The 21,481-nt window shown below is 71.8% G+C and carries 19 protein-coding genes, 1 tRNA gene and 1 pseudogene; 16 read left to right on the top strand and 5 right to left on the bottom strand.

The genetic code is table 11. From position 1 onward, the window contains the following. Positions 1-22: 22 nt before the first annotated feature. The 3 genes and pseudogenes from ACIQOU_RS15420 to ACIQOU_RS15410 all read right to left on the bottom strand — a co-directional run. A complete protein-coding gene (locus ACIQOU_RS15420; RefSeq protein WP_401537200.1) occupies positions 23-706 on the bottom strand; it encodes a TetR/AcrR family transcriptional regulator in 684 nt (227 codons plus the stop codon). A 228-nt stretch (positions 707-934) separates the two neighbouring features. Continuing rightward, positions 935-2,113, bottom strand: coding sequence for a pyridoxal phosphate-dependent aminotransferase (locus ACIQOU_RS15415; RefSeq protein WP_401537199.1), 1,179 nt, complete (start codon positions 2,111-2,113; stop codon positions 935-937). 22 nt (positions 2,114-2,135) lie between these two features. Beyond that, positions 2,136-2,393, bottom strand: a pseudogene (locus tag ACIQOU_RS15410) (PaaI family thioesterase); the annotation flags it as partial. Positions 2,394-2,571: 178 nt separating this feature from the next. Here ACIQOU_RS15410 and ACIQOU_RS15405 point away from each other — a divergent pair. After that, positions 2,572-3,024, top strand: coding sequence for an Lrp/AsnC family transcriptional regulator (locus ACIQOU_RS15405; protein ID WP_401537198.1), 453 nt, complete (start codon positions 2,572-2,574; stop codon positions 3,022-3,024). A gap of 141 nt (positions 3,025-3,165) precedes the next feature. On the opposite strand, the gene ACIQOU_RS15400 is transcribed toward ACIQOU_RS15405, so the two are convergent. Beyond that, the gene (locus ACIQOU_RS15400) at positions 3,166-4,035 is read right to left on the bottom strand and encodes an alpha/beta fold hydrolase (RefSeq protein ID WP_401537197.1); all 870 of its coding nucleotides are present in this window, start codon (positions 4,033-4,035) and stop codon (positions 3,166-3,168) included. A 134-nt stretch (positions 4,036-4,169) separates the two neighbouring features. Here ACIQOU_RS15400 and ACIQOU_RS15395 point away from each other — a divergent pair, with 134 nt between their 5' ends. Then, the gene (locus ACIQOU_RS15395) at positions 4,170-4,610 is read left to right on the top strand and encodes a VOC family protein (protein WP_401537196.1); all 441 of its coding nucleotides are present in this window, start codon (positions 4,170-4,172) and stop codon (positions 4,608-4,610) included. Positions 4,611-4,706: 96 nt separating this feature from the next. On the opposite strand, the gene ACIQOU_RS15390 is transcribed toward ACIQOU_RS15395, so the two are convergent. Continuing rightward, a tRNA-Arg gene (locus ACIQOU_RS15390) sits at positions 4,707-4,778 on the bottom strand. A 275-nt stretch (positions 4,779-5,053) separates the two neighbouring features. Here ACIQOU_RS15390 and ACIQOU_RS15385 point away from each other — a divergent pair. The 14 genes from ACIQOU_RS15385 (at position 5,054) to glyA (ending at position 21,464) form a co-directional block, all read left to right on the top strand. Then, the gene (locus tag ACIQOU_RS15385; protein WP_401537195.1) at positions 5,054-5,542 is read left to right on the top strand and encodes a two-component system response regulator; all 489 of its coding nucleotides are present in this window, start codon (positions 5,054-5,056) and stop codon (positions 5,540-5,542) included. Positions 5,543-5,630: 88 nt separating this feature from the next. Beyond that, positions 5,631-6,680: an ArgS-related anticodon-binding protein NrtL gene (gene nrtL / locus ACIQOU_RS15380; protein WP_401537194.1), complete on the top strand. Its 1,050-nt coding sequence runs from the start codon at positions 5,631-5,633 to the stop codon at positions 6,678-6,680. A 58-nt stretch (positions 6,681-6,738) separates the two neighbouring features. After that, the gene (gene lysA / locus ACIQOU_RS15375; protein WP_401537193.1) at positions 6,739-8,130 is read left to right on the top strand and encodes a diaminopimelate decarboxylase; all 1,392 of its coding nucleotides are present in this window, start codon (positions 6,739-6,741) and stop codon (positions 8,128-8,130) included. Positions 8,131-8,302: 172 nt separating this feature from the next. Next, on the top strand, positions 8,303-9,604 hold the full coding sequence (locus ACIQOU_RS15370) for a homoserine dehydrogenase (protein WP_401537192.1): 1,302 nt from the start codon (positions 8,303-8,305) through the stop codon (positions 9,602-9,604). A gap of 6 nt (positions 9,605-9,610) precedes the next feature. Next, complete coding sequence (thrC, locus tag ACIQOU_RS15365) at positions 9,611-10,669, top strand: threonine synthase (protein ID WP_401537191.1); 1,059 nt, start codon at positions 9,611-9,613, stop codon at positions 10,667-10,669. Positions 10,670-11,140: 471 nt separating this feature from the next. Then, on the top strand, positions 11,141-12,058 hold the full coding sequence (gene thrB / locus ACIQOU_RS15360; RefSeq protein ID WP_401537190.1) for a homoserine kinase: 918 nt from the start codon (positions 11,141-11,143) through the stop codon (positions 12,056-12,058). Between the two features lie 409 nt (positions 12,059-12,467). Beyond that, positions 12,468-14,540, top strand: a complete 2,073-nt coding sequence (gene rho, locus ACIQOU_RS15355; protein ID WP_401537189.1) for a transcription termination factor Rho — start codon at positions 12,468-12,470, stop codon at positions 14,538-14,540. 339 nt (positions 14,541-14,879) lie between these two features. After that, positions 14,880-16,019: an LCP family protein gene (locus ACIQOU_RS15350; protein ID WP_401537188.1), complete on the top strand. Its 1,140-nt coding sequence runs from the start codon at positions 14,880-14,882 to the stop codon at positions 16,017-16,019. Between the two features lie 433 nt (positions 16,020-16,452). Continuing rightward, positions 16,453-16,677, top strand: coding sequence for a 50S ribosomal protein L31 (gene rpmE / locus ACIQOU_RS15345; protein WP_401537187.1), 225 nt, complete (start codon positions 16,453-16,455; stop codon positions 16,675-16,677). 108 nt (positions 16,678-16,785) lie between these two features. Further along, positions 16,786-17,862, top strand: coding sequence for a peptide chain release factor 1 (gene prfA, locus ACIQOU_RS15340; protein ID WP_401537186.1), 1,077 nt, complete (start codon positions 16,786-16,788; stop codon positions 17,860-17,862). Positions 17,863-17,945: 83 nt separating this feature from the next. Further along, a complete protein-coding gene (gene prmC, locus ACIQOU_RS15335; RefSeq protein WP_401537185.1) occupies positions 17,946-18,785 on the top strand; it encodes a peptide chain release factor N(5)-glutamine methyltransferase in 840 nt (279 codons plus the stop codon). Between the two features lie 52 nt (positions 18,786-18,837). Beyond that, positions 18,838-19,485, top strand: a complete 648-nt coding sequence (locus ACIQOU_RS15330) for an L-threonylcarbamoyladenylate synthase (protein ID WP_401537184.1) — start codon at positions 18,838-18,840, stop codon at positions 19,483-19,485. Next, positions 19,482-20,156 carry a protein-tyrosine-phosphatase gene (locus ACIQOU_RS15325; RefSeq protein WP_401537183.1) on the top strand — a complete coding sequence of 225 codons (675 nt, stop codon included), beginning with the start codon at positions 19,482-19,484 and terminating at the stop codon, positions 20,154-20,156. The genes ACIQOU_RS15330 and ACIQOU_RS15325 overlap by 4 nt, the downstream gene beginning before the upstream one ends. A 72-nt stretch (positions 20,157-20,228) precedes the next feature. Further along, complete coding sequence (glyA, locus tag ACIQOU_RS15320) at positions 20,229-21,464, top strand: serine hydroxymethyltransferase (protein WP_401537182.1); 1,236 nt, start codon at positions 20,229-20,231, stop codon at positions 21,462-21,464. Positions 21,465-21,481 lie beyond the last annotated feature (17 nt).

The raw sequence follows: 21,481 nt of genomic DNA, 5'->3' as shown, positions 1-21,481 counted from the left end.
GTGGTGCGGGCCGCCGAGGACGTCACCGGCGGGTGCGGGTGCCGTTCCTCCCGGTGCCGGTGAGGGTGCGCGCGGGATGGTCGGGCCGGTACCGGTCCCCGTCCCCGACGCGGTGGGCCAGCGGCGTGACGGGCGGCAACGGGCTCGCCCCGGCGGGGGAGAGGGCGTCCAGCGTGAGCGCGACATAACGCCGCCAGCCCTCACCGGCGGGGTCGATGCTCCACAGCACGCCGATGAGCATGCCCATCAGACGGTGAACGTCGTCCGGGACGAGGTCGGCGCGCAGGGCACCGGACCGCTGTCCCCGGCGGACGAGGAGCATCAGCGGGTCGAGGAAAGGAGCGGCGACCTCGGCGGTGAGGGTGCCCGAGAGGTCGGCGGCGGCCAGGATGTTGCGTTCGCGGGCCATCATCGACAGGGCGGCGTTCAGCAGGGTGTCGAGCCCCTGCCGGGTGTCCTCGTCGGCGAGGGCCCGCTCGATCGCGGGCGAGAGGTGCTCCGACATGCTCTGCTCGAACGCGGCCCGCACGAGCGCTTCCTTGTTGGGAAAACGCCGGTACAGCGTCGCGATGCCCACCCCGGCACGGCGGGCGATGTCCTCCAGCATCGCGTCGGGCCCGTTCTCCGCGTAGACCTCACGCGCGGCCCGCAGAATCCGCTCGGAGTTACGGGCGGCGTCGGCGCGCAGTCGCCGCGAGGGTTCCATGACGGAACTCTAGCCCCGGAGAAGACGGCGGCCGGGCCCACCTGACGGACTTCGCCTCGCTGGACCCGGTGCGGGCGCGCGCCGCCGAACTGCTCCCCTCGCCCAAGGCCCGGCCAACGCCGAGAAAGGGGCCCGGTGCCGTGTCCAACGGGCCGGAGAGTTCGGCGATGTCCCGCAGCCATCCCACCCGGCCCGCACCACCGTCGGCGGACCGCCCCCCGCGATGACCTACGCGCCCAGTCCCCCCACGAACGCCCCCAACCGGCGTATCCCCTCCCGGAGTTCATCCGTGGAGGCCGCGTAGGAGAGGCGTACGTGCTTCGGTGCCGAGCGGGTGCCGAAGTCCCGGCCCGGGGTGAGCGCGACGTGCGCCTCGCGCAGGGCCCGTTCGCAGAACTCCCAGGACGTCAGCCCCGTCGCCCCGACGTCGAAGTACACGTAGAACGCGCCGTCCGGCGGCACCGGCACCGGCAGCCCGATCCGGGCGAGCCCGTCGAGGACCAGCGCCCGGCGCCGCCCGAACTCCACCCGGCGCTCCTCGCACACCGCGAGGGACTCGGGCGTGAAGCAGGCAAGTGCCGCGTACTGCGCGGGAGTCGACGCGCACAGGAAGTAGTTCTGCGTGAGGCGTTCGAGCACCGGGACAAGATCCTCCGGCACGACGCACCAGCCGAGCCGCCAGCCGGTCATGCCGAAGTACTTCGAGAAACTGTTGACGACGACGGCGTCCGGGTCGCGGGACAGCGCACTGCGCGGCGGCCTGCCCTGCTCGTCGTGGTCGCTCAGGTTGAGATAGATCTCGTCGACGAGCCGCCAGGCGCCGCGCTCACGGGCGAGGCCGCACAGCGCGCCCAACTCGTCGCCCGGTACCGAAGTACCGGTCGGGTTCGACGGCGTGGCGACCATGACCCCACGGGTCCGCTCCGACCAACTCGCCCGCACCGAGGCCGCGTTCAGCTGGAACCGGGACTCCGCGCCGGTCGGCACGAGCGTGACCTGGGCGCCGAAACTCTCCACGATCTGCCGGTTGCACGGGTAGGACGGGTCCGCGATGAGCACCTCGTCACCGGGATCGACCAGCGCGGCGGCGGCCAGCACCAGCGCGGCCGACGCCCCGGCGGTCACGACGACCCGCGCCGGGTCCACGGTCACGCCGTGCTGCGTGCGGTAGAACCCGGCGATCGCCTCCCGCAGCGCGGGCACCCCGAGCGGCGCGGTGTAGGGCAGCGGCCTGCCGTCCGTGACGTCCCGCAGGGCGCTCAGCACGGCGGGGGGTGCGCCGAAGTCCGGTTCCCCGATGCTGAGTTTGACGACATGGTGGCCCGCGGCCTCCAGCGCGGCGGCGTGCTTGCCGAACTCCAGCGCGTAGAACGGCGCGATCCCCTGCGCCCGTCGAGAGATCCTCATGCCCCGTCCTCCGTCGCGTGTCTCATCGTTCGGCCGTCTTCACGGCGATCAGCGTCTGCTGCCCGGCGGCGACGAGCGATCGTTGCTCCCCCTGGACGCCGAACACCTCCAGGCGGCACACGGTCAGGGTGCGCCCGGCCTTCAGCACCGTCCCGACGGCCTCGACGTGATCGCCGGTGGCGGGCGCCAGCAGATTGATCTGGTACTCGACGGTGAGAACGGACATGTCCTCGGGGAGCACGGTGAACGCCGCGTAGCCGCCCGCGCTGTCGGCGACGGCCGGACTCACCTGCTCCTGCCGCGCGCGGCCCGCCACCGTTCTCCCCTCATTCCCTCATCCCTATCATCCGGTCAGACGTTCAGAAACTCAGACGTGCAGGAGAAGGCTAGGCGCACCATGCCCAAAGGTGTTCCTAAATTTCCCCCACCAGACGGCCAGCTGAGGCAGAATCTCCCGCATGGACGACCTGGACCGGACAATTCTTGCGGAGCTGCAACGGGACGGCCGCCTGACGGTGACCGACCTGGCCGCCCGGGTGGGGCTGAGCGTCTCGCCGTGCCACCGCCGCCTGCGCGACCTCGAACGCACCGGCGCCATCCGCGGCTACCGCGCCGTCGTCGACCCGGCCGCGCTCGGCCTGGACTTCGAGGCCCTGGTCTTCGCCACCCTCCGCTGGGAGAACGGCGCCACCGTCGCCGCCTTCGAACAGGCCGTGGCCGACCTCCCCCACGTACTCCAGGCCCAACGCCTCTTCGGCGAGCCCGACTACCTGCTCCGCGTGGTCGCCGCCGACCTCACAGCGTTCCAACGCCTCTACGACGACCGCCTCACCACCCTCCCCGGCGTCCAACGCCTGACCTCAACCATCGTGATGAAACACGCAGTACCGAACCGCCCCCTACCGACCTGACCACCCCCAACGCCCGCCTGGCGCGTCGTGAACGGGAACGGGAGCGGTCCGCCACGGCGGCGGGCCAACTGCTGGAGACGCTGGCCACTCTCCACTCCTGGTTGCCGTCCTCGCCGGATGTCGCGCGGGAGTCACCCCGGCTCAGCACACCTGCACGGAACCAGTGCCGCACCGCACTGGAAGAACTCCGCCGTCCGCCGAGTCCCGGCCCGCCGCACCGAGCGCCTGGCCGATGTGTCGGGCCAGTTCGGCCGGGGACTGTGCGTGGGCGAGGTGGCCCTGGCCCGGCATGCGGACGACGTGGGCGCGGGGCAGTGCCGACGCGAACTCGGCGAAGACGTCACCGTAGGGCGGGACGCCCTCGTTCTCGGCGCCGAGCAGCAGGGTGAGCGGCAGGTCGAGCCCGCCGAACGCCCGCAGGTCGGTGACATGGCCGTCAAGGGCGGTCAACTCCCGTGCCAGCGGCGCCGCCAGGGGCTTGAGGACCTCCCAGACGGGGGTCTGCCGCAGCCGCGCCACGTACTCCTCGGAGAACCCCGACACATCACGGTTCACGATCTCCACCGCACGGTCCAGGTCGCCGGCCGCGTCGGCCTCCCGCAGGGCGTCGAGCGCGTCCCGGCCGAAGGGCCGCACGACCGGTTCGTAGAGGGTGAGCGAGTGGACGTTCCCGGGACGCCGCGCCGTCGTCTCCAGCGCCACGAGCCCGCCGAAGCTCCAGCCGAACAGGTCCACCCCGGCCACGCCCTCGGCGGCGATGACCTCGTCGAGAACGCGGTCCAGGTCGTCGATCTCGGTCCGCACCGAATAGCCGGGGCCGAGCGGACCACTGGGCGTACGGCCACGCCGGTTCAGCACATAGACCGGCCCGGCCACGTCCAGCGCGTCCACGACCGGCTGCCATCCGGCGGCGTCGGCCATGACCCCGGGCACGATCACCAACGGCCGACCCGAACCGTCACGCCGGGTGAGAGCGAGCGAGACACCCTCGCGTTCCACCTGTTGCAGCACGCTGCGCCACCTCCTGAACGGACGTTCATGCTAGGCGCGACGAGGCGCCGGGGGCGACCCGGCGCCGTGACCTAGGTTGGAGAGGCCTCCGCGCGCACGCTGCGGCGGACCGTCTTCGCAGAAGGAGGACCAGCATGGCGATTCAGCGGATGGACAACGTCGGCATCGTCGTCGACGACATGGACGCCGCCCTCGCGTTCTTCGAGGAACTCGGTATGGAACTGGAGGGCAGGGCGGAGGTCCAGGGCCGCTTCGCCGACCAGTGCACCGGCCTCGACGGCGTCCACTGCGACATCGCGATGGTCCGCACCCCGGACGGCCACGGCCGGCTCGAACTGGCCAAGTACCGCAGCCCCGAGGCGATCAGCGCCGGACCACGCGACCGCCCGCACAACATCCTGGGCACCCACCGCGTCATGTTCGCCGTCGACGACATCGAGGACACCGTCGCCCGCCTGCGCCCGCACGGCGCCGAAGTCCTCGGCGAGATCGCCCGCTTCGAGAACAGCCACCTGCTCTGCTACGTCCGCGGCCCCGAGGGCATCATCATCGGCCTGGCCGAACAACTGACCTGAGAACGAGAAAAGGGCGAGAGCCAGTAAAACTGACTCCCGCCCTTCTCCGTCGGCATCCGCCCGACCACCTAGGAACGTTCCCAGCTGCTAGGCGAGTGCCCCCGGCAGGATTCGAACCTGCGCACACGGCTCCGGAGGCCGTTGCTCTATCCCCTGAGCTACGGGGGCGTGTCGTGCGCCTTGCTTGGCGGCGACGGGTAGAACCCTACCAGCTCCACAGGGGTGTTCATGAACGGGTTTACCGGCGTCCCCACCCCGCCCCCGCCCTGGTCCGGAGCTTCCGGACACCCCGCCTCCGAGGCACTTCCCGAGCCCCGCCCACTCCCCTCCCGTTCCCCACTCGCAGCCCTCCCGGCAGCCGGGTGCCCACCCTCCCGTCACGGTCCCGCTCACCCCCGTTTCCCCGTTCCCTTGCCGCTTCTCCTCGGCATCCTCCTCAACGGGTGGAAGTGAGGAAACGCCGGACGCGGTGGGGTGGGGCGACCTACTCTCAAGTTGTGCCAGGCGCGTCGGGCCGGGTGCTTGTTGTGGACGACAACAAGGTCATCCGGCAGCTGATCAGGGTCAATCTCGAACTGGAAGGGTTCGAGGTCGTGACCGCGGCCGATGGTGCCGAGTGCCTGGACGTCGTGCATCAGGTGCGCCCCGACGTCATCACCCTGGACGTCGTCATGCCGCGCCTCGACGGCCTGCGCACCGCGTCCCGGCTGCGTGCGGACCCCCTGACCCGTGACCTCCCCCTCGCCATCGTCAGCGCGTGCACCCAGCACGAGGTCGACAGCGGCCTCGACGTCGGCGTCGACGCCTTCCTGTCCAAACCCTTCGACCCCGCCGAACTGGTCGCCCTGGTACGGCGGTTGGTCGAGCTGCGGCGGCAGCAGGGGGCGCTCGGCGTCGGCGAGGCCGAGCGGGCCGGTCGCACCGGGGGCTGAGCCCGCGCCGCCCCCGCCGCGTCCACATCCCGGACCCTTCGGCAAACCGGCTCGCCGACCCACCCCCCTCCTCCCCTACGCTGGTCCCGTGACCCCCGTCGAGCTGTCCCGTACCGTGCTGCGCGCGGTGCGTCGTGCTGTCGACGACGGGGAACTGCGCCTCGCACCCGCCGGGCTCCCGGAGCGGGTCGTCGTCACCCCGCCCGGCGCCGGCGGCTGGGGCGACTACGCCACCAACGTCGCCCTCCAGCTCGCCCGCCCCGCCGGGCAGCCCCCGCTGCGGGTCGCGGAGATCCTCCGACCGCACCTCCTCGGCTCCGACGGCGTCGACGACGTCGTCGTCACCGGACCCGGGTTCCTCAACATCCGGCTCCGCGACACCGCCGCCACCGACCTCGTCGCCGAGATCCTCCGACGCGGGCCCCGGTACGGATTCCGGGACGGGGGCGGCGACGTCCGCCGGCTGACCTGCCCCGGGGACGTCCGGGCCGTCGTCGTCATGGACGTCGTCGGGCGGTTGATGCGGGCCCAGGGGAACGACGTTCGGACTCGGTGTCGTGCTCCGGAGGGCGGGGGTGGGTGGGCGGAAGTGTTCGGCGTTCGGGTCGATTCCTACGGTGAACCCGGTGACGCCGACGGCTCCCTCGACGTGCGTCCCGTGCCTGCCCTCGGTGATCCCCTTCCCCTCGGGCGGGATGCCGGGCGGTGGGCCCTGCTGCATCCCGCCGGGCACGACCGGCCGCAGCTCGACGCCGGTCATCTCGTCCAGCGGGAGAGCAACCCCCTCTTCCGGGTGCGGTACGCGCACGCCCGGTGCCGTGGGCTTCGGCGCAACGCCGTTGACCTGGGGTTCTCGGCGCGGGCCGGGGAGACGGGCGACGTCGCCCTGGCCGCCGTTCTCGCCGATCATCCGCGGGTGCTGGAGCGGGCCGCCGCCACCCGCGCGCCCGACCGGCTCACCCGGCACCTCGTCGCCGTCGCGGACGCCACGCTTCCTTTTCTCGCCACCGTCCTTCCGCGTGGCGGGGAGAAACCCTCGGCCGCCCACCGCGCCCGGCTCGCGCTCGCCGAAGCCGCCGGGACGGTGCTGGCAGGCGGCCTGTCCCTGCTCGGCATCGACGCACCCGAACATCTCTGAGCCGCCGCAGGACCCGCCCGTTCAGAGAGCCCGCAGAGAGAGTCAGAGAGTCACCGTCATGAGTCGTTCCGCACACCCCGCCGGGCCCCGGCACGCCGACGTCGTGCCCGAGGGGCACTACTCCGCGCCGCCCGCCGACCTCAACTCCCTCGACCCCAAGGTCTGGTCGCAGACCGTCGCGCGGAACGCGGACGGGGCCGTCACCGTCGGCGGGGTCGATGTGAAGGCGCTCGCCGAGGAGTTCGGCACCCCCGCCTACATCATGGACGAGGCCGACTTCCGGGCCCGGGCGCGCGCCTGGCGGACCGCCTTCGGACCCGACGCCGACGTCTTCTACGCCGGCAAGGCCTTCCTCTCCCGCGCCATCGTGCGGTGGCTGAAGGACGAGGGGCTGAACCTCGACGTGTGTTCCGGGGGCGAGCTGGCCACCGCGCTCTCCGCGGGAATGCCCGCCGAACGCATCGCCTTCCACGGCAACAACAAGTCGACGTCGGAGATCGAACGGGCCGTCGACGCCGGGGTCGGGCGGATCGTGCTCGACTCCTTCCAGGAGATCGTCCGCGTCGCCCACATCGCGCAGACCCGGGGTGTCCGGCAGCGCGTGCAGATCCGCATCACGGTGGGCGTCGAGGCGCACACCCACGAGTTCATCGCCACCGCCCACGAGGACCAGAAGTTCGGCATCCCGCTGGCCGGCGGGCAGGCCGCCGAGGCCGTGCGCCGGGCCCTCCGGCTCGACGGGCTCGACCTCATCGGCGTCCACTCGCACATCGGGTCGCAGATCTTCGACATGTCCGGCTTCGAGGTCGCCGCCCAGCGCGTCGTCGGCCTCCTCAAGGACGTCCGGGACGAGCACGGCGTCGAACTGCCCGAGATCGACCTCGGCGGCGGCCTCGGCATCGCCTACACCAGCGACGACGACCCCCGCGAACCGCACGAGATCGCCAAGGCGCTCACCGAGATCGTCACGCGCGCGTGCGAGGCCGCCCGGCTGCGCACCCCCCGCATCTCCGTCGAGCCCGGCCGTGCCGTCGTCGGACCCACCGCGTTCACGCTCTACGAGGTCGGCACCATCAAGCCCCTCGACGGGCTGCGCACCTATGTCTCCGTCGACGGCGGCATGTCCGACAACATCCGCACCGCGCTCTACGACGCCGCGTACAGCGTCGCCCTCGTCTCCCGCACCAGCGACGCCCAGCCGATGCTGGCCCGCGTCGTCGGCAAGCACTGCGAGAGCGGCGACATCGTGGTCAAGGACGCGTTCCTGCCGGCCGACCTGGCACCCGGTGACCTCATCGCCGTTCCCGCGACCGGCGCCTACTGCCGTTCCATGGCCAGCAACTACAACCACGTGACGCGCCCGCCGGTCGTCGCCGTGCGCGACGGCGCGGCCCGCGTCATCGTCCGCCGGGAGACCGAGGAGGACCTGCTCCGCCTCGATGTCGGATGATGAGGGGAGCATGAGGGGGACGGATCAGGGGGAGTGGGGCGGGCGCGGGAGGATTTCCGGCCGCGCCGGTCGCACAATGAAATAAACGTCTCACAATCCGGACTATGGGCAGAAAGTCCCGTCCGTTGAGTGAGACTGGTTCAACCGTGACGGTATGAGGAAACGAGGTCGGATGATGCGTACGCGTCCGCTGAAGGTGGCGCTGCTGGGCTGTGGAGTGGTCGGCTCAGAGGTGGCGCGCATCATGACGACGCACGCCGCCGACCTCGCCGCCCGCATCGGCGCCCCCGTCGAGCTGGCCGGAGTCGCCGTACGGCGCCCCTCCAAGGTCCGCGACGGTATCCCGGCCGACCTCGTCACCACCGACGCCACCGCCCTCGTCAAGCGGGGCGACATCGACGTCGTCGTCGAGGTCATCGGGGGCATCGAGCCCGCCCGCTCCCTCATCACCGCCGCCTTCGCGCACGGCGCCTCCGTGGTCTCCGCCAACAAGGCGCTGCTCGCCCAGGACGGCGCCGCCCTGCACGCCGCCGCCGACGAGCACGGCCGCGACCTGTACTACGAGGCCGCCGTCGCCGGAGCCATCCCGCTGATCCGCCCGCTGCGCGAGTCCCTCGCCGGCGACAAGGTCAACCGGGTCCTCGGCATCGTCAACGGCACCACCAACTTCATCCTCGACAAGATGGACTCCACCGGCGCCGGCTACCAGGAGGCCCTCGACGAGGCCACCGCGCTCGGCTACGCGGAGGCCGACCCGACCGCCGACGTCGAGGCCTTCGACGCCGCCGCCAAGGCCGCCATCCTCGCCGGGATCGCGTTCCACACGCGCGTGCGGCTCGACGACGTCCACCGCGAGGGCATGACCGAGGTGACCGCCGCGGACTTCGCCTCCGCGCGGAACATGGGCTGCACCATCAAACTGCTCGCCATCTGCGAGCGCTCCCGGGACGGCTCGGCCGTCACCGCGCGCGTGCACCCCGCGATGATTCCGCTGACCCACCCCCTCGCCTCCGTGCGCGGCGCGTACAACGCCGTGTTCGTCGAGTCGGAGGCGGCCGGACAGCTCATGTTCTACGGTCCCGGCGCCGGCGGCGCCCCGACCGCGTCCGCCGTGCTCGGCGACCTCGTCGCCGTGTGCCGCAACCGTCTCAACGGCGCGACGGGACCCGGCGAGTCGGCCTACGCGGCGCTGACCGTGTCGCCGATGGGCGACGTCGTCACCCGGTACCACATCAGCCTCGACGTCGCCGACAAGCCGGGCGTCCTGGCGCAGGTGGCCACCGTGTTCGCCGAGCACGGGGTGTCGATCGATACGGTTCGCCAGCAAGGCCGACAGGACGGGGACGGCGAGGCATCGCTCGTCGTCGTCACCCATCGCGCGTCCGACGCCTCCCTCACCGGGACCGTCGAGGCGCTGCGCAAGCTCGACACCGTGCGGGGTGTCGCCAGCATCATGCGGGTTGAAGGAGAGTAACCAGCAATGACCCACCAGTGGCGCGGAATCATCGAGGAGTACCGGGACAGGCTGCCGGTATCCGACAGCACGCCGGTCGTGACGCTCCGCGAGGGCGGCACGCCGCTCGTGCCCGCGCAGGTGCTCTCCGAGCGCACGGGCTGCGAGGTCCACCTCAAGGTGGAGGGCGCCAACCCGACCGGCTCCTTCAAGGACCGCGGGATGACCATGGCCATCACCCGGGCCAAGGAGGAGGGCGCGAAGGCCGTCATCTGCGCCTCCACCGGCAACACCTCCGCCAGCGCCGCCGCCTACGCGGTGCGGGCCGGCATGGTCTGCGCCGTCCTCGTCCCGCAGGGCAAGATCGCGCTCGGCAAGATGGGCCAGGCTCTCGTGCACGGCGCCAAGATCCTCCAGGTCGACGGCAACTTCGACGACTGCCTCACCCTGGCCCGCTCGCTCAGCGACAACTACCCGGTGGCGCTGGTCAATTCGGTCAACCCAGTGCGCATCGAGGGCCAGAAGACGGCGGCCTTCGAGATCGTCGACATGCTCGGCGACGCCCCCGACATCCACGTCCTGCCGGTCGGCAACGCGGGCAACATCACCGCCTACTGGAAGGGCTACCGGGAGTACGCCGGGGACAGGATCGCCTCCCGCACCCCGCGCATGTGGGGCTTCCAGGCCTCCGGCTCCGCGCCCATCGTGCGCGGCGAGGTCGTCAAGGACCCGTCGACCATCGCTACCGCCATCCGGATCGGCAACCCCGCGTCCTGGCAGTACGCGCTGGCCGCGCGGGACGAGTCGGGCGGCCTCATCGACGAGGTGACGGACCGTGAGATCCTGCGCGCCTACCGGCTGTTGGCCGCGCAGGAGGGCGTCTTCGTGGAGCCCGCGTCGGCCGCGTCGGTCGCCGGTCTGCTGAAGGCCGCCGAACAGGGCAAGGTCGACCCGGGCCAGCGCATCGTGTGCACCGTCACCGGCAACGGCCTCAAGGACCCCGACTGGGCCGTCGCGGGCGCCCCGCAGCCGGTCACCGTCCCGGTCGACGCGGCGACGGCGGCCGAGCGCCTCGGCCTCGCCTGACAGCCGGAACGCGCCATCCGGAGGGGGTCGGACCGTCATCCGGCCCCTTTCGGGGCGTTCAGGAGCGTTCAGGGGCGTTCACGCCCGGAAGCCCCGCGAGGGAGTCCGGGTCGGGGCAGGGGGAAGCCCGGGGAGGGTTCGGGGCGCCCCGGAGGATCTGAAATCGCCGGGGAACACCGGCCAGGGGCGTCGGACCCCGGCCGCCATCGGGCAAGACCCGGGAACCCCTCCGAAGGATGCACGAGGCGCTTTCGACACGCATCGTGCGCCTCCTGTGCGCCCTATGTCGCCGCAGAACCTTCCTTCGATAGGCTGTACCGAACCCGCCCGCAGCATATGCCTCCGCATATCCGCGGTGCCTCGCCGTCTCCACGGCCCCTGGGTCTCCCGTACGTATCGAATCTCATCGACTGTCATGGGCGTTCATCGGACGTCCCCGACCGTCACGCAGCCAAGGAGAGTCAACGAGCGATGGCCGGTCCAGCGTTCCGCGCCGCCGCCGTCCGGGTGCGCGTCCCCGCCACCAGCGCCAACCTCGGCCCGGGCTTCGACGCCCTCGGCCTGTCGCTGGGTCTCTACGACGACGTCGTCGTCCGGGTGGCCGACTCAGGGCTGCACATCGACATCGCGGGGGAGGGCGGCGAGACCCTGCCCCGGGACGAGAACCACCTCCTCGTCCGCTCCCTGCGCACCGCCTTCGACCTGCTGGGCGGACAGCCCCGGGGCCTGGAGATCGTGTGCGCCAACCGCATCCCGCACGGCCGCGGCCTCGGCTCCTCGTCGGCCGCGATCTGCGCCGGAATCGTCGCCGCCCGGGCCGTGACCATAGGCGGCGAGTCCCGCCTCGACGACGCCGCCGTACTGGAGCTGGCCACCGAGATCGAGGGCCACCCGGACAACGTCGCCGCCTGTCTGCTCGGCGGATTCACGCTCTCCTGGATGGAGTCGGGCGCCGCGCGGGCGATCAGGATGGAGCCCGCCGATTCCATCGTTCCGGTGGTTTTCGTGCCCGGCAAGTCGGTCCTGACGCAGACCGCGCGCGGACTGCTGCCGCGCTCCGTGCCGCACGTCGACGCCGCCACCAACGCGGGCCGGGCGGCCCTGCTCGTCGAGGCCCTCACCCGGCGCCCCGAGCTGCTGCTGCCGGCCACCGAGGACCGGCTCCACCAGGACTACCGCGCCCCGGCGATGCCGGAGAGCATCGCGCTGGTCGAGCGGCTGCGGGGCGACGGCGTGCCCGCGGTCATCTCCGGCGCCGGACCCACGGTGCTCGCGCTGGCCGACGACGCGAGCGCCGACAAGGTCGCCCATCTGGCAGGCGAGGGCTGGGCCGCGAACCGGCTGCCGCTCGACGCCCGGGGAGCGAGCGTGCTGCCGCTTGCGCCCTGACACCCGGTTGCCGGATTTCGAGAGGGGGAATATTTGTTGGACCCGGTAGTGTTAACCTCAAGTCTGCACCCGACCCCACCATGGCGAGGTGCTTCACGTCCCCGTCCGGGACAGACACTCTTCCGGGAGCCTCCCACAGCCGCATCGCGTTCCGTACGACGTACCCGAGCGGTACCGCGTACGCGGACACGGCGCGACTCGCAGGGCACGCTCCGGAACCGGTGCGACCAAGCCACGTGACACAGACACTCGGTGCCACGTCTTCGGGAAGCGCCGATCCCAGATATTCCTCCGCCGCTTTGGGCGGACCACCGCCCCGGCACGGTCCACACAGCAAGGACCGCAGCCGGACAGCACAACCGGTCGCCGAGCCAGACAGGCCGACGTCCGCTCCAGGGAAGGACCCTTCGTGAGCGACACCACCGATCTGATGGGCGCACGTGTCGAGGACACCGCTGCCGCGCCCGCCACGGACGCCTCCGCGCCTGCCACCGGTGCCGGCTCCCGGCGGCGCCGCGGTACCGGCCTCGACGGCATGGTGCTGGCGGAATTGCAGCAGGTCGCCTCCGGCCTCGGTATCAGGGGCACCGCGCGGATGCGCAAGAGTCAGCTGATCGAGGTCATCAAGGAGGCGCAGGCGGGCGGCAGTTCGGCCGCCAAGGCCCCGTCGGGGGACGCCGCCGAGACCAAGCCGAAGCGCCGGGCCACCTCCAAGGCCCGCACCGGCGACGAGCCCGCCGCCGACCAGAAGGCCGCCGCTGAGGCGCCCGCCGAGCAGGCCGCCGCCCAGCAGCAGATCGACATCCCCGGCCAGCCGGCCGCCCGTGCGGGCGACGCCGAGCGCGGCGCGGACGAGGCTCCCACCGAGCGCCGTCGCCGTCGTGCCACCGCCGACGCCGGCAGTCCCGCGAACGGCGCCGAGACCGTCGTCGCCGAGGCCAAGGGCGAGTCGAAGTCCGAGGCGCAGCAGGGGCAGCAGCAGGGCGACGCCGGTGACGGCGAGGGCCGTGGCCGACGTGACCGGCGTGACCGGGGCCGGGACCGCGGCGAGCGCGGTGACCGGGGCGACCGGCGCGGCAAGGGCGACGACCAGCAGGGCCAGGGCGGTCAGCGCCAGCAGCAGAACCAGCAGCAGGGCGGCGGCCGTCAGGACCGGCAGGACCGCCAGGACCGCCAGGAGCGCCCCGACCGCCAGGACCGTCAGGACCGGCAGGGCCGCGACAACGGCCCGCAGGACGACGACGACTTCGACGGCGGCCGGCGCGGCCGGCGCGGGCGCTACCGTGACCGCCGTGGCCGTCGCGGCCGTGACGACGTCGCCGAGCCGCAGGTCAACGACGACGACGTCCTGATCCCCGTCGCGGGCATCCTGGACATCCTCGACAACTACGCGTTCATCCGCACCTCCGGCTACCTGCCGGGCCCGAACGACGTGTACGTCTCCCTCGCGCAGGTCCGCAAGAACGGTCTGCGCAAGGGCGACCACGTCACCGGCGCGGTCCGGCAGCCCAAGGAGGGCGAGCGCCGCGAGAAGTTCAACGCGCTGGTCCGCCTGGACTCCGTCAACGGCATGGCGCCCGAACACGGCCGTGGCCGCCCGGAGTTCAACAAGCTGACGCCGCTCTACCCGCAGGACCGCCTCCGCCTGGAGACGGACCCGGGGGTGCTGACGACCCGGATCATCGACCTCGTGTCGCCGATCGGCAAGGGCCAGCGCGGTCTGATCGTGGCCCCGCCGAAGACCGGCAAGACCATGATCATGCAGGCCATCGCCAACGCGATCACGCACAACAACCCCGAGTGCCACCTGATGGTCGTCCTGGTCGACGAGCGTCCGGAAGAGGTCACCGACATGCAGCGGTCGGTGAAGGGCGAGGTCATCTCCTCGACCTTCGACCGCCCGGCCGAGGACCACACGACGGTTGCCGAGCTGGCCATCGAGCGCGCCAAGCGTCTCGTGGAGCTGGGTCACGACGTCGTCGTCCTGCTCGACTCGATCACCCGCCTGGGCCGCGCGTACAACCTCGCCGCCCCGGCCTCCGGCCGCATCCTGTCCGGTGGTGTCGACTCGACGGCCCTGTACCCGCCGAAGCGCTTCTTCGGTGCGGCCCGCAACATCGAGGACGGCGGCTCGCTGACCATCCTCGCCACCGCCCTGGTGGACACCGGGTCCCGCATGGACGAGGTGATCTTCGAGGAGTTCAAGGGCACCGGCAACATGGAGCTGAAGCTCGACCGGAAGCTCGCCGACAAGCGCATCTTCCCGGCGGTGGACGTCGACGCGTCCGGCACCCGTAAGGAAGAGATCCTGCTCGGCAGCGACGAGCTGGCCGTCACCTGGAAGCTGCGCCGGGTGCTGCACGCGCTCGACCAGCAGCAGGCGATCGAGCTGCTCCTCGACAAGATGAAGCAGACGAAGTCGAACGGCGAGTTCCTGATGCAGATCCAGAAGACGACGCCCACCCCGGGCAACGGCGACTGATCCGCGTCGGCGCACGTCGACGGGCCCCTGTCACTTCGGTGACGGGGGCCCGTTCGCATGTCCGTCCCCCGAGACCTTTCCCACAGCGACCTTCCCCGGCGCCGTCCGCAGCCCACCCCGCCCTCACCCCTGAAGTCCCAGGTGAGCGCGGTGCGCCCGGTCTCCGTTGTCACGCACTGTGTCCGACTTTGCACCCGTTGGCGACGGTGCGTTGTGCAACGCTTTCCCCGGTTTCCCCGTCTGACCTGACGGGTGACGATGGTGCGGTACGGGTCGAAAACGACCAGGCCTGACCCTGAAAGCAGGGGATAACCGACCGGGACGGGATTCGAGGAGCACATGTCCGCCGAGAGCACGCAGGAGCCCGGCATACCGGGCGATGCCGACAGTACGGGCCGGGGCCGCCGCGCGAAGGGGCGCCGCCGCAGGCCGCAGGGCAAGCGCCGCAAGGCCCTGCTGATCATGGCGTGGACCGCCGCAGGCATCGTTCTGCTGGGCGGCACCGGGGTCGGCTACCTGTACATCAAGCTCAACGGCAACCTCCACAGCATCGACATCGACCACGCCCTGGGCACCGACCGCCCGGCCAAGGTCGACAACGGCTCGGAGAACATCCTCGTCCTCGGCTCCGACTCGCGTTCCGGCACCAACAAGAAGCTCGGTGGCGGCGCCGACGACGGGAGCGCCCGTTCGGACACCGCGATGGTCATCCACGTCTACAAGGGCCACAAGAAGGCCAGCGTGGTGTCGATCCCGCGCGACACCCTGATCGACCGCCCCGCCTGCACCGACGCCGAGGGCACCACGCACGACGCCGCCACGGACGTCATGTTCAACTCCGCGTACTCCACCGGCGGGGCGACCTGTGCGGTGAAGACCGTCGAGTCGTTGTCCGGGGTCCGCATGGACCACTATCTGGAGGTCGACTTCAGCGGCTTCCAGAAGCTCATCGACGAACTCGGCGGCGTCGACGTCACCACCACCAGGTCCATCAAGGACCCCGACAGCCACCTCGACCTGACGCCGGGCACCCACACCCTCGACGGCGAGCAGGCCCTCGGTCTGGTCCGCACCCGGCACGGCGTCGGCGACGGTTCCGATCTCGGCCGCATCCAGCTCCAGCAGGCCTTTGTGAAGGCGCTGGTCAAGCAGGTCAAGGACGTCGGCGTACTGACCAGCCCGAAGAAGCTGTACGACTTGGCCGACACCGCCACCAAGACCGTCACCACCGACTCCGGCCTCGGCTCGGTCAACTCCCTCGCCTCCTTCGCCGAGGGCCTCAAGAGCATCAGCCCCCAGCACATGTCCATGGTCACCATGCCCGTCCAGTACGACCCCTCGGACCCCAACCGAGTCATCGTCGAACAGACCAAGTCCACCCAGGTCTGGACAGCCCTGAAGAACGACCAACAAATCCCCAAGTCAGCCACAGAGGGCACAGCAACAGGCAAGGCAGACGGCGTGGTCAGCGCCCCGTAAGGGCACGCCCTACGGCCCGCAGGGGACTGACGGCGGCGCCTCCACCGGGCCCCGTAAGGGGCGCGGGACTGTATCAATAGGCGGCTCCGCCGCAGGGCGCGAGCCCCCCACCGGCCCGCAGGGCACTGACGGGCGGCGCCCCCCACCGGGCCCCGTAAGGGGCGCGGGGAACTGCGCGAGAAGCCCCACCGGCCCGCGGGGGAAGTACTGGGCCCACCCACCCCCACCGGCTCCATAAAGGGGCGCGGGGCTGTACCGATACGCCGCTTCGCCGCGAGGCGCGAGAACCCCCACCGGGCCGGGGGGAATAACCGAGCCCAACCCCCCGTTTTGGGGGATGACGCCAGTGCTGGCAGACTGGTACGTCGGCTCCGGTTCACGCCACCGCACCCCGCGGCAGCGACCCGGCGCCCTCCCGAACCTAGGAGACACCTTGAAGCGCGACACCCACCCCGAGTACGTCGACACCCAGGTCAGCTGCACCTGTGGCGCCTCGTTCACCACCCGCAGCACGATCACGAGCGGCACCATCCGCGCCGAGGTCTGCTCCGAGTGCCACCCGTTCTACACGGGCAAGCAGAAGATCCTCGACACCGGTGGCCGCGTGGCCCGCTTCGAGGCCCGCTTCGGCAAGGCTTCCGCCGGCTCCAAGAAGTAGCGAGCCCCTTCTCGCCGGTCCACGGCAGCGCCCCCGCCCAGGGCGCGCCGGGACCGGCGTTTTTGGTCGCCCGCCTGCCCCTCACCCCGCAGTATTCAGGAGCCCAAGATGTTCGAGGCCGTCGAGGAACTCGTCGGTGAGCACGCCGACCTGGAGACGAAGCTCGCCGACCCGTCGGTCCACGCCGACCAGGCCAACGCGCGCAAGCTGAACAAGCGCTACGCCGAGCTGACCCCGATCGTCGCCACGTACCGCTCCTGGAAGCAGACCGGCGACGACATCGAGACCGCGCGTGAACTCGCCGCCGACGACCCGGACTTCGCCGCCGAGGTCAAGGAACTCGACAAGCAGCGCGACGAACTCACCGAGAAGCTCCGCCTGTTGCTGGTGCCGAGGGACCCCAACGACGACAAGGACGTCATCCTGGAGGTCAAGGCGGGCGCCGGCGGCGACGAGTCCGCGCTCTTCGCGGGCGACCTGCTGCGCATGTACCTGCGCTACGCCGAGCGGGTCGGCTGGAAGACCGAGATCATCGACGCCACCGAGTCCGAGCTGGGCGGCTACAAGGACGTCCAGGTCGCCGTGAAGACCAAGGGCGGCCAGGGCGCCACCGAGCCCGGACAGGGCGTGTGGGCCCGCCTGAAGTACGAGGGCGGCGTGCACCGGGTGCAGCGGGTGCCGGCCACCGAGTCGCAGGGCCGCATCCACACCTCCGCCGCCGGTGTCCTGGTGACCCCGGAGGCCGAGGAGGTCGACGTCGAGATCAACCCGAACGACCTGCGCATCGACGTCTACCGCTCCTCGGGCCCCGGCGGACAGTCCGTCAACACCACCGACTCCGCCGTGCGCATCACGCACGTTCCCACCGGAGTCGTCGCCTCCTGCCAGAACGAGAAGAGCCAGTTGCAGAACAAGGAGCAGGCGATGCGTATCCTGCGCTCCAGGCTGCTCGCGGCCGCGCAGGAGGAAGCGGAGAAGGAGGCCGCGGACGCCCGCCGCAGCCAGGTCCGCACCGTCGACCGCTCCGAGAAGATCCGCACCTACAACTTCCCGGAGAATCGCCTCTCGGACCACCGCGTCGGCTTCAAGGCCTACAACCTCGACCAGGTCCTGGACGGCGACCTCGACGCGGTGATCCAGGCCTGCGTCGACGCGGACTCGGCGGCGAAGCTGGCCGCCGCGTAAGACGAGCTGACGCGGCTACGAGTACGACACGGAGGACTGGCGTGCAGCAACCTTTTGGGGAGCGACCCCCGAACCCCCGCAACGTGCTGCTCGCAGAGGTGGCACAGGCCACCCAGCGGCTGGCCGACGCCGGCGTGCCCTCGCCGCGCAACGACGCGGAGGAGCTGGCCGCGTTCGTGCACGGGGTGAAGCGGGGCGCCCTGCACTCCGTCAAGGACGCCGACTTCGACGCCCGGTACTGGGAGGCCATCGCCCGGCGCGAGCAGCGCGAGCCGCTCCAGCACATCACCGGACGCGCCTACTTCCGTTACCTGGAACTCCAGGTCGGACCCGGCGTCTTCGTGCCCCGCCCGGAGACCGAGTCGGTGGTCGGCTGGGCCATAGACGCCGTGCGCGCCATGGACGTCGTCGAGCCGCTCATCGTCGACCTGTGCACCGGCTCCGGTGCGATCGCGCTCGCCCTCGCCCAGGAGGTCCCGCGCTCCCGGGTGCACGCCGTGGAGCTGTCCGAGGACGCCCTGAAGTGGACCCGCAAGAACATGGCCGGTTCCCGCGTCGACCTGCGCCAGGGCAACGCCCTCGACGCGTTCCCCGACCTCGACGGCCAGGTCGACCTGGTGGTGTCCAACCCCCCCTACATCCCGCTCACCGAATGGGAGTACGTCGCTCCCGAGGCCCGGGACTACGACCCCGAACTCGCCCTGTTCTCGGGGGAGGACGGGCTCGACCTGATCCGTGGCCTGGAGCGCGCCGCACACCGGCTGCTGCGCCCCGGCGGTGTCGTCGTCGTCGAGCACGCCGACACCCAGGGCGGCCAGGTGCCGTGGATCTTCACCGAGGAACGGGGCTGGGCCGACGCGGCCGATCACCCGGACCTCAACAACCGGCCGCGGTTCGCGACCGCGCGCAGGGCGATGCCGTGAGCACGCCCACCACTTCCGACCCGCAGCATGTGTACGAGGAGGCCCGCTAGATATGGCACGGCGATACGACACCAACGACGCGACCGACCGCACGACCGGTCTGCGCGAAGCCGCGTCCGCCGTCCGCCGTGGCGAACTGGTGGTCCTCCCGACCGACACGGTGTACGGCATCGGCGCCGACGCGTTCTCCACCGAGGCCGTCCACGACCTCCTCACCGCCAAGGGGCGCGGCCGCAACATGCCCACGCCCGTCCTGATCGGCTCCCCGAACACCCTGCACGGCCTGGTCACGGACTTCTCCGAGCTGGCCTGGGAGCTGGTCGACGCGTTCTGGCCGGGCGCCCTCACCCTCGTCGCCAAGCACCAGCCGTCGTTGCAGTGGGACCTCGGTGACACCCGGGGCACCGTCGCGATCCGGATGCCGCTGCACCCCGTCGCCATCGAGCTGCTCACCGAGGTCGGCCCGATGGCCGTCTCCTCCGCCAACCTCACCGGCTATCCCGCGCCGGAGAACTGCGACGCCGCGCAGCAGATGCTGGGCGAGGCCGTCTCCGTCTACCTCGACGGCGGCCCGACCCCCGCCAACGTCCCGTCCTCCATCGTCGACGTCACCGGTCCTGTGCCGGTGCTGCTGCGCGAGGGCGCGCTCTCGCCCGAGGAGCTGCGGAAGGTCGTCCCCGACCTTGAGGTGGCGAATTGACGGCCCCTGACGCGGGGCGTGGCATATGGGACGGGGAAGAGACGCGGACCTTCACGGGGCTGCCGCGTGACACCTTCCGCATCCTCCATGTCAGCACCGGCAACGTCTGCCGCTCACCGATCACCGAGCGGCTGAACCGGCATGCCCTCGCGGACCGGCTCGGCGACGACCCGCTGTGGGGCGGGCTGCTGGTGGAGAGCGCCGGCACCTGGGGCCACGAGGGCGCGCCCATGGAGGCCAACGCCGAGGCGGTGCTCGCCGACTTCGGCGCGGACGCCTCCGGCTTCGTCGGCCGGGAGCTGCTCGACGAGCACGTCATCATGGCCGACCTGGTACTGACCGCGACCCGCGACCACCGCGCCCAGGTCATCTCCATGGGGCACTCGGCGGGCCTGCGTACCTTCACGTTGAAGGAGTTCACCCGCCTGGTGCGGGCCATCGACACCGCCACCCTGCCGCCCCTGGAGGACGGCCTGGTGGACCGCGCCCGCGCCCTGGTGCGGGCCGCCGCCGCGCTGCGCGGCTGGCTGCTCGCGCCCACCGCCGACGCCGACGAGGTGCACGACCCCTACGGCGCCCCGCTGCCGTTCTTCCGTTCCATCGGTGACGAGATAAACACCGCGCTCGACCCGGTGGTCACGGCGCTCACCGGCGTGCCCGCCCGGATGTGACGACACCGCGCACCCCACCCGCCCCGGGCCTACATTGGACGTACGTCACCGTCGACGCCCGCGGAGCCCACCATGCCGCTCACCCCCACACCCGAGGCCACCGACGTCCTGCGCCGCCAGGACCCCGAAGTGGCCGGTGTCCTGCTCGGTGAGGCGGCCCGGCAGGCGACGACGCTCCAGCTGAGCGCCGCCGAGAACTTCACCTCGCCCGCCGTCCTCGCCGCCCTCGGCTCGCCGCTCGCCAACAAGTACGCGGAGGGCTATCCGGGCGCCCGCCACCACGCCGGCTGCGAGATCGTCGACGTCGCCGAGCGGATCGCCGTCGACCGGGCGAAGTCCCTGTTCGGCGCCGCGCACGCCAATGTCCAGCCGCACTCCGGGTCCGCCGCCGTGCTCGCCGCCTACGCCGCGCTGCTGAGCCCCGGCGACACCGTCCTCGCCCTCGGCCTGCCCTACGGCGGCCACCTCACGCACGGCTCGCCGGCCAACTTCTCCGGCCGCTGGTTCGACTTCGTCGGCTACGGCGTCGACGCGGACACCGGCCTCGTCGACCCCGACCGGCTGCGCGCGCTGGCCCGGCTGCACCGGCCGCGGGCGATCGTGTGCGGCTCGATCGCCTACCCGCGCCACTTCGACCACGCCCTGTTCCGGGACGTCGCCGACGAGGTCGGGGCGTATCTGATCGTCGACGCGGCGCATCCGATCGGGCTGGTCGCCGGGGGAGCGGCGCCCAATCCGGTGCCGTACGCGGACATCGTCTGCGCGACCACGCACAAGGTGCTGCGCGGGCCGCGCGGCGGGATGCTGCTGTGCGGCGCCGACCTCGCGCAGCGGGTCGACCGCGCGGTGTTCCCGTTCACCCAGGGCGGGGCGCAGATGCACGCGGTCGCCGCCAAGGCCGTCGCGTTCGGGGAGGCGGCGACGCCCGCGTTCACCGGGTACGCGCATCAGGTCGTCGCCAACGCGCGGGTGCTGGCCGCCGCGCTCGCGGGGGAGGGGTTCGACGTGACGACGGGCGGCACCGACACCCACCTGATCACCGCCGACCCGGCGCCGCTGGGGGTCGACGGGCGGGCGGCGCGCGAGGTGCTGGCCGCCGCCGGGATGTTCCTGGACCGCTGTGCGCTGCCCCGCCCCGGTGTGCGCGGGATACGGCTCGGCACGGCGGCGGTGACCACACAGGGCATGCGGGAGAGCGAGATGGCCGGCCTCGCGGCGCTGGTCGCGGGGGTGCTGCGGGGGCGGGTGGACGCGCGGCGGGCCCGGGACGAGGTGCGGGACCTGGTGGGGGCGTTTCCGCCACCGTGAGCGGGTGCCGTTACCGG

The sequence above is a fragment of the Streptomyces sp. NPDC091279 genome (genome assembly GCF_044757465.1).
Classification (GTDB): domain Bacteria; phylum Actinomycetota; class Actinomycetes; order Streptomycetales; family Streptomycetaceae; genus Streptomyces.
Note: the sequence above shows the minus strand (reverse complement) of the source record. Positions and strands in the feature narration are given on the sequence as shown.